Below are 12,555 nucleotides of genomic sequence, written 5' to 3'. Positions count from 1 at the left end.
GGTGTCGGGCCGCATGGACGCAGCGTAACCCGCGCCTGTCAAATGCGGCCAGTGACACTTCTTTCACTCTGTGGAGCGCTTAGGAACGGAGCACCGACATGCGCTCCATGTACTCGTCGTCGCTCAACTCGCCGCGGGCGTACCGCTCGGCGAGGATCTGCTCGGCCGACGCCGTGGGACTGGCCGCCACCGTACGGCGCGGCCCCCACCGGCCGGTGCGCTTGGCCCAGATGACCAGCCCGACCACGGCCACCCAGAACAGTCCCCAGAAAGCCGGGAAGATCGGAAAAAAGTGTCCATACATGTCGCTCTCCTCCTTCGGTGTCGTACCTCCAGAGTCGACCGAAAACCGGGCAGGCGAATCAGACGCCGGTCGCGCTCCCCTGTACATCGCTGGCCGTATCCCTATACTCCCGCCTTGAGGGGAGTGATAGGGAGTGGATTTCACCGTGAGCCAGGTCGCCGACCTGCTGGATCTGCACGTCAAGACCGTGCGCGGTTACGTTCGCGACGGCCGGCTGAAGGCCGTGAAGGTGGGCAAGCAGTACCGGATCTCCAGGGTGGACCTGGAGTCCTTCACCGGCGCGCCCCTCGCCTCCCGCCCCAGCCAGGACCGCTACGTCGAGGTCTCCACGATCGTCCAAGTGGACGCGGTCGGCCGGCACGACCTGGACCGGCTGAACACCGCCGTCATGGCGACCGCCACCGGGCTGCGGGTCGAGATGGTCTACAACGAGGAGCGCGCCACGCTCAAGGTGATCATCCTGGGCGGCCCCGGCCGCACCGCCGACGTCCTGCGGCTGATCGAGGCGCTGACCTGACCGTTGTCCTCAGAGCCAGCCCGGCTTGACCAGCCCCGACTCGTAGGCGATCACCACGAGCTGCGCGCGGTCCCTGGCGTGCAGCTTCATCATCGCCCGGCTCACGTGCGTCTTCGCCGTGGCCGGTGACATGAACAGCTTGCTCGCGATCTCGTCGTTGGTCATCCCGGTGCCCACCAGCGCCAGCACCTCGCGTTCCCGGTCGGTGAGCTGGTCCAGGCCCTCGGTCGAGACCGGCGCCTTGGCCCGCGTGGCGTACTCGGCGATCAGCCGCCTGGTCACGCTCGGCGACAGCAGCGCCTCGCCGTCGGCCACCACCCGGACCGCCTGGATCAGCTCGGCCGGTTCCGTGTCCTTCACCAGGAAGCCGCTGGCGCCGCCGCGCAGCGCCTCGAAGACGTACTCGTCCAGCTCGAACGTGGTCAAGATGATGATCTTCGGACCCGGCGGCATCTGGCGGGTCGCGGTCAAGCCGTCGGTGCCGGGCATCCGGATGTCCATCAGCACCACGTCGGGAGTGTGCTGGGCGGCCAGCCGTACCGCCTCCGCGCCGTCGGCGGCCTCGGCCACCACGCTCATGTCGGGCTGGGCGTCCAGCAACGCCTTGAACCCCGCGCGCACCAGCGCCTGGTCGTCGGCGAGCAGCAGCTTGATCATGCGTTCTCCTCAGGTAGGGGCAGCCTGGCCTCGACCTGGAAGCCGTTGCCGACCGGGCCGGCGACCAGCGAACCGCCCAGGGCGGCGGCCCGCTCGCGCATGCCCGGGATGCCGTTGCCGCTGCCGTCCTCCGACAGCGGGGCGGGCGAGACGGCGCCCGTGTCGGTGACGCGGACGGTCAGCTCGGCCGTGCCGTACTCCAGCCTGACCGTGACCTTCGCGCCGGGGGCGTGGCGCGTGACGTTGGTGAGCGACTCCTGCACGATCCGGTACGCCGCCCGCTCGACCTGCGCGGGAAGGGGCCGTGATCCCACGCGCTTCAGCGTGACGTCGAGGCCGGAGCGCTCGATGAGGTTGTCCAGATGGTCCAGGCCCGAGGTGGGGGAGCGCGGGGCGCCCTCGCGCAGCACGTTCAGGACCGAGCGCATCTCGCCGAGCACCTCCTTGGAGGCGGTCTTGATCGTGGCCAGCGCCGTCCTGGCCTGGTCGGGCTGGTCGTCGATGAGATGCAGCGCGGTCGAGGCCTGCACGTGGATGAGCGAGATGTTGTGCGCGAGCACGTCGTGCAACTCCTGCGCCATGGTCAGGCGCTCCTCGCTGGCCTGCCGCCTGGCCTCCTCCTCTTCCGCCCTGGCCCGTTCGGCCCGCCGTTCGCGCAGGATCCTGACCAACTCGGCCACGACCATGAGCAGCATCATCGCCGTGGAGATCCACACGGCGTGGAAGAGGCTGCGGTTGCCGATCACCCAGGCGTAGGCCTCGAAGAAGCCGAACATGCCCGCCGCCAGCAGCCAGGCGACCAGCCGCCGGCCGTCGATCACCAGCCAGAACAGCATCACGCCGGGCGTGAAGAAGATCGGCCCGTAGGGATAGCCGCCGGCCAGGTACGCGGCGGTCACGAGCAGCGTGATCACGGTCGTGGCGACGGGGTAGCGGCGGCGCACCAGGATCAGCGCCGGACCGATCAGGAGCAGGGAGTAGGCGTACCAGTCGAGCGCCGCCCGATCGAAGCGCTGCCCCCACTCGGCGCCCTGGCCGATCACCACCTGGGCGACGGCCAGAACGAGCGCCAGATAAGGGTCGAGTCGGGACTTCACGGTCCTACGCTATTTCAGCTCTCTGACCAGCGCATCATCTGGATGTGGCAGGGGGCCCTACCACCGGAGGCGTACCTGGTCCATCGTGGACACCATGCGCCGAGTGATCGTTCCCGCAGCAGCAGTCCTCGTCACGCTCACCACCGCGCCGCCCGCCATGGCTGAGCCCCAGCAGAAGGTCCCGGTCGCCGAGGGGTACGGCGGCGCCGTGTCCACCGTCGACCTCGACGCCAGCAAGGCCGCGGTGGCCGTGCTGAAGAAGGGCGGCAACGCCATGGACGCGGCCGTCGCCGCGGGCGCGGTCCTGGGCGTCACCGAGCCGTACTCCTCCGGGCTGGCCGGAGGCGGCTTCATGGTCTACTACGACGCCTCCCGCCGTAAGGTCTACACGATCGACGGCCGCGAGACCGCGCCGCGCGCCATGACCTCGACCTCGCTCGAAGGCATCCCCTTCGACGAGGGCGTCACCAGCGGCCTGTCGGCCGGCGTGCCGGGCACGGTCGCCCAGTGGGAGACGGCGCTGCGCCGCTTCGGCACCATCAGCCTGAGACAGGCGCTCAAACCCGCCATCGACGTGGCCTCCAAGGGCTTCGTCGTGGACCAGACCTTCCACGACCAGACCGCCGCGAACGCCGCCCGCTTCAAGGACATCGCCTCCACCGCCAAGCTCTACCTCCCGAACGGCGCGCCGCCGCCCGTGGGCTCGGTCTTCCGCAACCCCGAACTCGCCGACACCTACCGCGAACTGGGCAGACGCGGCACCGACTGGCTCTACGACGGCCGCCTCGGCCAGGAGATCGTGGCCACCGTCAAGAAGCCGCCGCTCACCCCCGGCACCACGCGCAACGTGCGGCCCGGCCTCATGGAGATGTCCGACCTGCGCGACTACCGCGCGCTGATGCGCGAACCGACCCACGTCGAGTACAAGGGCCTTCAGGTGTACGGCATGGCCCCCCCGTCCTCCGGCGGCTCCACGGTCGGCGAGGCGCTCAACATCCTGGAGGCGCTGCCCCGCGTCGGCCTGCACGAGTACCTGGAGGCCTCCCGGCTGGCCTTCGCCGACCGGGGCAAGTACGTCGGCGACATCCCCGGCGTCCCCCTGCGCGAACTCCTGTCCGACGGCTTCGCCAAGGAACGTTCGTGCCTGGTCGGCGAACGCGCCATGGCCCACCCGGCGGCCCCCGGCTCGCCCGACGGCTCCTACTCCGGCTGCGAGCGGCCCACCGGCACCGCCCCCGACATCGCCGACGAGGGCCCGGAGACCACCCACCTCACGGTCGCCGACAGGTGGGGCAACGTGGTGGCCTACAACCTCACGATCGAGTCCACCGGCGGCAACGGCATCGTCGTGCCCGGCCGCGGCGTCCTGCTCAACAACGAGCTGACCGACTTCACCTTCGGCCCCGCGCCCGGCGACCCGAACCTGCCCGCCCCCGGCAAGCGCCCCCGCTCCTCGATGGCGCCCACGCTGGTGTTCAAGCACGGCAAGCCGGTGCTGGCCGTCGGCTCGCCCGGCGGATCCACGATCATCACGACGGTGCTGCAGATCCTCGTCAACCGCTACGACCTGGGCATGAACCTGCCCGACGCGCTGGCCGCGCCCCGCGCCACCCAGCGCAACACCGCCGCCACCCAGGCCGAGCCCGCCTTCCTCGCCCAGCACGGGGCCGCCCTTGAATCGCGTGGGCACGTGTTCGCGCCGAACCCGGAGATCGGGGCGGCGACCGGACTGGAGTTCCTCGGCCGGGGACGGGTACAGGCGGTCGCCGAGCCCGCGCGGCGCGGCGGCGGCAGCGCGCTGGTGGTGCATCCGTCGCGATGAGCGAATCCGAGAGTGACACGCCTGGGCCGGGGCCCGAGCCTGGGTCTCAGGCTCAGGTGCGGCACGTCGTGGTGTTGATGCTGGAGAACCGGTCGTTCGACCACATGCTCGGCTACCTCGTCCATCCCGACCCCGGGTACGACGGGTTGCTGGGCGGCGGGCCGTACACCAGCCCCGGCTGGGACGGCGGCCCGCCCGTGGCGGCCTCAGCGGACGCGGGGCCGCTCGCCACGATGGACTTCGACCATTCGCACGACGCGGCGATGGAGCAACTCGGCGGCGGCTGGGTCAGCGCGCACGAACGCAAGGCGCGCGGGCTGGCGGAGCCGCGGTTCGGCGGGCTGCTGGGGCCGCTGATCGGGTGGCTGTATCCGAAGTTCGCGAAGAAGGAGCCGATCTTCGGGGTCGGGCCCGAGGTGATGCGCTGCCAGGACCCCGCCGGGGTGCCGGTGCTGGCGACGCTGGCGCTGGAGTTCGCGGTGTGCACGCGGTGGCACTGCTCGGTGCCGGGGGAGACCTGGCCCAACCGCAACTACCTGCACGCCGCCACCTCCGACGGGATGACCAACATCCAGCCGCGCTTCTACACCGACCCGACCATCTTCGAGACGCTTGAGACGGCGGGACACGGCTGGCACGTCTATCACGACGACGTGCCGCAGGTGTGGGCGTTCTCCAACCTGTGGAACGGCGCCGACCGGATCGCCCGCTGGTTCGACATCTCGGAGTTCACCGCCCACGCGGCGGCCGGAGAGCTGCCCGCGTACTCCTTCATCGAACCCAACCATCGCCCCCCGGTCCGCCTGAACGACCGCCCGTCCAACAGCCAGCATCCCGGCAACAACCAGATCAAGGACCAGGTCGGCGCCTCGACCGACTTCGCCCGCGCCGAGTCGCTGGTCGCGGCCGTGTACGAGGCGCTGAAGTCCAACCCGGAGGCGTTCGGCCAGACCGTGCTCGTCATCACCTACGACGAGCACGGCGGCCTCTACGACCACGCCCCGCCGCTGACCGGCCTGCCCGACCCGGGTTCTTCCCCCGGCCTGCTGGCCCGCCTGCTGCGCCTGCTGGCACACAAGAAGAGCGCCGCCTTCGACTTCTCCTCCTCCGGCGCCCGGGTCCCCGCCGTGATCGTCTCCCCTCTGATCCCCAAGGGCACGATGAGCACCACCCCCATGGAGCACGCCAGCGTTCCCGCCACGCTCCGCGCGCTGTTCGCCCCCGACCGCCCGCCCCTGACCACCAGGGACGCCGCGGCGGGCCGCTTCGACACGCTGCTGACGCTTTCCGCTCCCCGCACCGACCTACCCGACCTGACCCGCTACGCCCTCCCCCTGGGCGGCGCGCCGTCCTCCGGCGGCGACCCCGCCCACGACACGACCGCCGCCGCCCAGCCACCACGGGACCACCTGCCCGATCACTGCCGTGACCTGGCCGTACTGGCCCGCCGCGTCCGCGCCCGCCTCCGCGGCCGTCCCGCGGTGTTCGCGGGGGTGAGCTGGCGCGCCCGCGACCAACGAGCCCTGGCCCAGGCCCTCCCCGCCTTCCGCACCGCCGCCACCAAAGCCCGCCAACCCTGACCCCAACCACCCACACCCATCCGCCCGCCGGGTACGGCACCGCCATGTGTCCCAAGCAGGCCGCATCCCCAGGACACACCTCGCCCACGGCACGCCAAGGCCTCGCGCTCCTTGGACGCGCCCAGGTACCGGGTGCCGCGTCCCGGGACCGCCGCATCCCAGGGCTCGCTGTTCCCCCAAAGCGCGCCCCACAGACAGTGCTCCGAGCGCCGCCTCCCACGAGGCGGCGCTGTCTCCCGCACCGGGTTCCGGGCCGGGGTGCAGGGCGAGGTCCTTGGGGCACGCCCCAAGGCCGGGTCGCAGGGCGGGGTCCTTGGTCCGGAGTCGGGGGCATGGCGGGGTCCGGGGTGGGGCGCAGGGCGAGCCCGGGGGCGGGGCCTGGGGTTGTGGGGGTGGGTGGGGTTCCTTTAGGGGTTGGGGGCTGGGGTGGTCAGGTAGGTGTGGAGGCGGCGGGCCTGGCGGACCAGGTCGCTGGTGCGGGTTCTGGTGGCCAGGTCGGCTATGGCGGGGAGTTCGCCGCGTGCTCCCGCCCAGGCGGCCGCGTCGGCGGCGAAGGAGACCAGGCGGGTGTGGGTGGTCGTGGCGCGTTCGGCTTGGAGGTAGACGGGGAGCAGGCCGGTCATCACCTGCCATACCTCTTGATGGGCCCCGAGCTCCGCCAGCTCCCGCAGGGTGCGTAGCGCGTCGGGGAGGTCGCGTCTCAGGTGGGGGAGCAGGGCGGCGAGTTGCCTGCCGATCTCCTCGCCCGGCAGGTCGCCCGAGGCCGCCAGCCACAGGAACGGCCTCTTGGCCACCGCGCCACCGTCTCCGCGCAACAGCGACCAGGCCAGCAGCAACGCGATGCCCGGCCCGGCCGGCCCGTCGGCGCGTGCCAGCCGGCGCAGGTCGTCCGTGTCCGGCCGGGCGATCGGCCAGGCGGACAGCAGCCCGTACACCGAACGCGCCGCCGCCACCTCCCGGTAGCCGGCCAGCACGGCCAGCATCCGTCCGCACGACTCACCATGTGTCCGCACCGTCAGCAGGTCGCGGAAAAGGTCGCGATCCTCCGGCGCCGGGATGATGTCGGCGACGACGCGCGGGTCGTCGCCGTGCATCGTCCACCGCAGCGTCACCTGCGGCTCCGCGGGCCGGGCGGTCAGCCGCGCGGCCACCATCCGTCCTGCCTCGCCGGGCAGTCGCCGGGCCCGTGCCACCACCCCCTCGCTCGCCGTCCTTCGCAGCCGCAGCAGTGCCTGCCGCAGGTCGGTGGGGAGCGGGAGCACGCCGTCCGGGTATGTCGCCAGGCGCTCCACCAGCACCGCCGCGTCCAGCCCGCCGTCCTCGCGGCTCGGGGTGGCCAGCAGGTACGGCGGAAGCCGTTCGTCGAGCAGAGCTTGGTAGACCTCCGCGTAGCGGGCCAGCGGCAGGTACTTCGAGGCGTCGCACTCCGTGGGGCCGGGGACGCGCTCGGCGATCGTGCGGGTGGGAACGCCGCCCAGGTTGGACAGGATCTGCTCGCCCACCGGGCTCCCCGCGGTCGCGGCCAGGCCGGCCCGGGAGGGTGCGGTGCGTTCCGCGCCCGGCTCGGTCAGTTCCCTGGCCATGGCGGCGGCCCAGTCGGCGGTTTCCCACCACGGCGACGTCCAGTACTCCAGGTCCTTGCAGCGGGCGGCCAGTCCCGCCAGCCCGGCGGCCAGTGCGGCGCGGTCGCCCGCGGCCAGCCGGACGAACGCGTCGAGCCACGTCTCCTGGCTCGGCCAGTCGAACTCCGTGGGCAGGAACACCGCCAGATCCCCGGGCGTGGACGGCGGGGCGGCGAACGGTCCCGGCTCCGGAGCGGGCGGCAGCGGCCGGGGCGGCAGCGGTGCGGGAGCCTGGTCGGGGGAGCCGGCCTCGCCGCCGAACGCGGTCGCGAGAGCGCCGCCCTGGTCGGCGGGCAGGAGCTCGACGACCTGCCTGATCGTCTCGGCGCCGAGCGGGCTGAAGCGGGCCGCGTGTTTGACCGCCAGCTTCACCGCGCGCTCACGTACGACGGCGGACTCACCGGCCAGCGCCGTGGCCAGCGCGGAGGCGTAGTCGTCGAGGTCGTGGGCGGGGTCGCGCAGCAGCCGCTCCAGCCAGCTCAGCCCGGAGCCGACCAGTTTGCTCTCCTGCCGGAACAGCAGCCCCAGCACCGCCTCGCTCGCCTCGTGGACGGGCAGCTCGCCCAGCCTGCGCACCCGCTTGAGCGCCGGCTCCGCCACGTTGCCCGGCGCGGTGGGCAGCAACCGCAGGTAGTCGCGCCCGTGCTCGGCCACCTCGCCGTCGGTGGGGTCGAGCAGGTCGTGCAACCGTACGAAGAAGCGCAGGTCGGCCGCCTGCCCACCGCGCAGGAACCGGCGCACGCAGCCCGACAGCAGCGCCTTCCTGGACACCCGCGCCGCGCCGGTCAACGATCTCGCGGTCAGCTTGTGCAGCGCCTTCGGCCAGTCCGTCGAGTCGCGCAGCGCCCTGCCCACGCCCTCCGCCTCGAACAACCGCGGCACCATCGCGTCGAGCAGCGCGTCCTTGGCCAGCGTCGCGGACGACGACGGGGTGGCGGCGGCCAGCCATGCGAGCGTCAGCGGGTCGTGCTCGGGCGGCTCCGCTCCGGTACGGCGCAGCATCTCCAGCACGAGGCGCACCTGGTTGTCCGCCTCCGGCCGGGCGCCGCGCAGCCGGAGCGCCAGTCGTACCGCGAGATCGGACTGCCAGGCGGCGGGACGGGCCGACAGGACCGCGACCAACTGCGGGACGTCGTCGATCGTTCCCCGCCAGCCGCCAAGCGGGCGGCGCAGCTCGCGGCGGTTGAGCCAGGCGGTCACCGCGGCCGCGCCCGGCAGGGTGGCGGCGCCGGCGACGCGCATCGGCTCGATCCAGCGCTCGGAGATCCAGGGCCGCATGAGGTGCTGGGCTTCGGGGAGGCTGTGGACCGGCGTGTCGAGCTCGTCGGCGCGGGCCTGGAGCGCGTCCCACTTCTCGTGGTGGCGGTCGAGGCGGCGCTCGTCGTCCTCCTCGCCGATCCTGCGGGCCACCGGCAGGTACGCCGTCAGCTCCGCGGCCACCTCGCGGCGCTCGTCGTCGCCGAAACCGGCGGCCAGCAGGGCCACCGCGTGCATGTCATAGGCGTCGACGGCCTTGCGGACCGCCTCCCATGCCCCAGTCGTCATGCGGAAGACTGTAAAGATCGTCACCGACAGTTTTCGGAGATGCGTTCGTATGCCTGGAGTCAGTAGATGAGGTCGTAGGCGGTGGGGTCGACGCGGAGGGTGCGGGCCCAGTACTCGAAGGTGAAGCCGGGCCAGACCGTGCGGTTGACGCCGTGCTCGTCGAGGTACCAGGACTCGCAGCCGCCGGAGTTCCAGACCAGGGGGTCGAGGCGCCGGTGCAGGCGGTCCTGGAAGGCGCGCTGGTGGCCGGGTTTGACGTCGATGGCTCTGGCCTGGGTCTTGGAGAGGAGGCGCAGGCAGTTCATGACATAGCGAACCTGGGACTCGATCATGAAGACGACCGAGTTGTGCCCGAGGCCGGTGTTGGGGCCCAGCAGGAAGAACAGGTTCGGGAAGCCGGCGGTGGTGATGCCGTAGTAGGTCTCGATGCCGTCCTGCCAGGCGTCCTGGATCTTGCGGCCGCCCCTGCCGACGATGCGTTGTTCCTGCAGCGAGTCGGTGACCTTGAAGCCGGTGCCGTAGACGATGACGTCGACCTCGTGCTCGGCGCCGGTCGCATCGACGATCGAGCGGTCACGGATCTCGGTGATGCCGTCGGTGATCAGGGAGACGTTCGGCCTGGTCAGGGCGGGATAGTAGTCGCTGGACAGCAGGATGCGCTTGCAGCCGATGGTGTAGTCGGGGGTGAGCTTGGCGCGCAGCGCCGGGTCGGGGACCTGGCGTGCGAGGTGCCTGCGGGCCATGGTCTCGTGGATCCTCATCAGGCGCGGGTCCACGGCGAAGCCCAGGGCGCGGGTCTCCAGGCCCCAGTAGATGGTGTTGCGGAGCAGGCGGGCGGCGCCGGGCAGGCCGAGGGCTCTGCGCATGGCGCCGGGGATGGCGAAGTCGGGCTTGGCCTGGATCCAGGGCGGGGTGCGCTGGAAGAGGAGGAGTTCCCTGGCCAGGGGGGCGATCTGGGGGACGAACTGGATGGCCGAGGCGCCTGTGCCGATGACCGCGACGTGCTTGCCGGCCAGGTCGGCGGAGTGGTCCCAGGCGCTGGAGTGGAAGGACGGCCCGGCGAAGGCCTCACGTCCCTGGATTTCAGGAAATTTCGGGATATGGAGGGCGCCGATGCCCGAGATGACGGCGTTGGCCCGCATCGTCGCGCCGTCCTCCGTGGTGATCTGCCATTCCCTGGCCTCGTCGTCGTATTCCAGGCCGGCGACCTGCTTGCCGTACCGGATATGCGACCCGATGCGGTACTTGTCGACGCACGCCCGCATGTACTCCCAGATCTCATCCTGCGGGGAGAACATCCGCGACCAGCCGGGATTCAGCTCGAACGAGAAGGAGTACATGTGCGACGGCACGTCGCACGCGCAGCCGGGGTAGACGTTGTCCCGCCAGGTCCCGCCCAGGTCGGCGGCCTTTTCGAGGATGACGAAGTCGTCGAAGCCGGCCTCCTTGAGCTTGATCGCCATCCCGATGCCGGCGAACCCCGAGCCGATGATCACGATCCCCGGCTTCGTCACTGGACCCTCCTGTAGCTCTCGAACTCGGCGTGCGCGGGAGAGATCGCGATGTAGTCGAGCGCCTGCCGGAGATCGCCCTCCTGGCTGGGGTGGAAGCCCGGCCGCAGATAGCGCGGCACGGCCAGCGCCAGGCTGCGCAACGTGGGCACGCGCCCCTGGCGCGCGCGGTAGAAGTAATGCGTCCATTTCGCCCGCAGCCGCCCGCGCAGGATCGGGTCGTTGGCCATGAGGAATCCGGCGCCCCGCTTCAGCAGCAGAACGATCATCGGCCCGGTGACCATCATCGTCCGCGTGCGCCGCGCGTACGAGCCGTCGAGGTGCATGAACAGGTCGAACGCCACGCTCCTGTGCTCGACCTCCTCGGCCCCGTGCCAGCGCAGCAGGTCCATCATGACCGCGTCGGCGCCGGCGTCGTCCAGGGGCCGGGCGTCCAGGATCCACTGCCCGAGCACCGCGGTGTAGTGCTCGATGGCCGCGATCAGCGCGACCCGCTCCTTCAGCCAGTACGTCCGCGCGATCGGCGGCATCGTGTCGTCGCCGAGCATCCGCTCGAAGATCCACTCGATGTTCTCGACGTACGGCCCGGGGTCGAGCCCCTGCTCCTTCATGTGCTCCAGCACGCGCTGGTGCGCGACCGCGTGTGTCCCCTCCTGCCCCATGAACCCCTTGACCTCGGCTTTCAGCCGCGGATCCTGGATGTACGGCAGAGCCTGCTTGAACACGTGCACGAACCAGCGCTCACCGGCGGGCAGCAGCATGTGCAGCACGTTGATCAGGTGTGTGGTGAAGGGGTCGCCGGGCACCCAGTGCAGCGGCGTCTCCTCCCACGAGAACCTGACCCGGCGCGGCTTGATCGAGGTGTCGGTCATCGGGACTCCCAGCGGCGGACGTGGGGAAGGTCGTCATCCAGCCAGTAGGCGTCGTCCTCGGTGACGACCAGCAGTTCCTCGAACTTGGCGCCGACCGTGTCACCAGCGGTGCCCAGATGCGGCTCGACGGCCCACAGCCCTGGGGTCGGCGGATGCTCACTGGCCTTGCCGCCCGCCCAGAGCGGTGAGCGGCCTTCGAGGCGTTCCTTGACGAGTTCGCGCCCGATCGTACGCAGGGTCCTGACCCCGAAGGACTGGAAAACCACGAAACGCGGCCCGCCCAGGCGGATACGGGCGACCTGATGCCCGATCACCCGCCCGGGATAAACCTTGTGCCGGTTTCGATGTCCTAGTTCGGCGATGAGCCGGTCGACTTCCGCGTAGATATCGCGAAAGGTACGGCGGGCCCGTACCAGCTCCAGGATCTTCCCCCGGAACCCGGCCAGATCCCGATCCAGCCGGTCCCAGCCGGCGTTGTCCCCCAAGCGCCCCGAGTACCCGATGTCGGCGACGAACCCGTCCCTGACCGGCGCGCAGTCCAGGACGAAGGGCATGCCCTCTTCGAGCCTCCGCGAGGTAGCCAGGAATTGGGTCGGAACACGAAATTTCCGGAATGCCGTCCGGTCTCCGAACCACGCGAACGGCACGTGGAACCAGTCGTCCGCGCCGTGCCGCTCCAGCCACTTTCGCAGGGCGGTGGCGGCCATGCGCTCGGTCACTCCGGGTTCGAGCCGCGCGGCGACATGCTCGGCGCCCCGATAGGCGAGCTGCTGCAACTCGCGGAACCGGTCGAGGTCCGCAGTCTTATTGGACACACTGTCCAATGTAGTCAGCCGAAGTTGCCCGGTCCAGAGTGAGCCGGGTCACATCGCATGCTGGTGGTCGCCTGCTCCCGCCGGAGGTGCGGGTGGTGGCGAGACGCGCGCGTTCGCGGGGGCGGCCGCTCAGGCCGGGCGCGGGCCGCTGTGGTGCGCGCTGGGAAGGTGTGCGTCCGGGGCCGCCGGGCTGACGTGCGGGCAGGGCCGTTC

At 71.2% G+C, this 12,555-nt stretch carries 10 protein-coding genes; 3 read left to right on the top strand and 7 right to left on the bottom strand.

What is annotated here, in order from left to right:
* Positions 1 to 79: 79 nt before the first annotated feature.
* Complete coding sequence (locus ACIBHY_RS29055) at positions 80 to 304, bottom strand: SHOCT domain-containing protein (RefSeq protein ID WP_397251976.1); 225 nt, start codon at positions 302 to 304, stop codon at positions 80 to 82.
* A gap of 133 nt (positions 305 to 437) precedes the next feature.
* Here ACIBHY_RS29055 and ACIBHY_RS29050 point away from each other — a divergent pair, with 133 nt between their 5' ends.
* Positions 438 to 821, top strand: a complete 384-nt coding sequence (locus tag ACIBHY_RS29050) for a helix-turn-helix domain-containing protein (protein ID WP_397251975.1) — start codon at positions 438 to 440, stop codon at positions 819 to 821.
* Between the two features lie 9 nt (positions 822 to 830).
* Here the strand turns inward: ACIBHY_RS29050 and ACIBHY_RS29045 are convergent, their stop codons facing one another.
* Entirely contained in the window at positions 831 to 1,478 is a 648-nt protein-coding gene (locus tag ACIBHY_RS29045; RefSeq protein ID WP_379621894.1) for a response regulator, read from the bottom strand.
* Entirely contained in the window at positions 1,475 to 2,575 is a 1,101-nt protein-coding gene (locus tag ACIBHY_RS29040) for a sensor histidine kinase (RefSeq protein WP_397251974.1), read from the bottom strand. Before ACIBHY_RS29040 ends, ACIBHY_RS29045 begins: the two co-directional genes overlap by 4 nt.
* A gap of 94 nt (positions 2,576 to 2,669) precedes the next feature.
* Between ACIBHY_RS29040 and ggt the strand changes: the two genes are divergently transcribed.
* Together ggt and ACIBHY_RS29030 are read left to right on the top strand one after the other, a co-directional pair.
* On the top strand, positions 2,670 to 4,397 hold the full coding sequence (gene ggt, locus ACIBHY_RS29035) for a gamma-glutamyltransferase (RefSeq protein WP_397308278.1): 1,728 nt from the start codon (positions 2,670 to 2,672) through the stop codon (positions 4,395 to 4,397).
* Between the two features lie 68 nt (positions 4,398 to 4,465).
* Positions 4,466 to 5,977: an alkaline phosphatase family protein gene (locus ACIBHY_RS29030; protein ID WP_397308277.1), complete on the top strand. Its 1,512-nt coding sequence runs from the start codon at positions 4,466 to 4,468 to the stop codon at positions 5,975 to 5,977.
* A gap of 407 nt (positions 5,978 to 6,384) precedes the next feature.
* Here the strand turns inward: ACIBHY_RS29030 and ACIBHY_RS29025 are convergent, their stop codons facing one another.
* The 4 genes from ACIBHY_RS29025 to ACIBHY_RS29010 are packed head-to-tail and all read right to left on the bottom strand — an operon-like array spanning position 6,385 to position 12,342.
* Positions 6,385 to 9,144: a hypothetical protein gene (locus ACIBHY_RS29025; protein ID WP_397251971.1), complete on the bottom strand. Its 2,760-nt coding sequence runs from the start codon at positions 9,142 to 9,144 to the stop codon at positions 6,385 to 6,387.
* A 59-nt stretch (positions 9,145 to 9,203) separates the two neighbouring features.
* On the bottom strand, positions 9,204 to 10,658 hold the full coding sequence (locus ACIBHY_RS29020) for a flavin-containing monooxygenase (protein ID WP_397308276.1): 1,455 nt from the start codon (positions 10,656 to 10,658) through the stop codon (positions 9,204 to 9,206).
* The gene (locus ACIBHY_RS29015; RefSeq protein WP_397308275.1) at positions 10,655 to 11,527 is read right to left on the bottom strand and encodes a metal-dependent hydrolase; all 873 of its coding nucleotides are present in this window, start codon (positions 11,525 to 11,527) and stop codon (positions 10,655 to 10,657) included. Before ACIBHY_RS29015 ends, ACIBHY_RS29020 begins: the two co-directional genes overlap by 4 nt.
* The gene (locus ACIBHY_RS29010; protein ID WP_397251968.1) at positions 11,524 to 12,342 is read right to left on the bottom strand and encodes a M24 family metallopeptidase; all 819 of its coding nucleotides are present in this window, start codon (positions 12,340 to 12,342) and stop codon (positions 11,524 to 11,526) included. The genes ACIBHY_RS29015 and ACIBHY_RS29010 overlap by 4 nt, the downstream gene beginning before the upstream one ends.
* Positions 12,343 to 12,555: the final 213 nt, after the last annotated feature.

It is taken from the genome of Nonomuraea sp. NPDC050547 (assembly GCF_044457345.1).
GTDB lineage: Bacteria > Actinomycetota > Actinomycetes > Streptosporangiales > Streptosporangiaceae > Nonomuraea.
The sequence above is the reverse complement of the archived record's forward strand: the minus strand, read 5'-3'. Positions and strand labels throughout refer to the sequence as shown.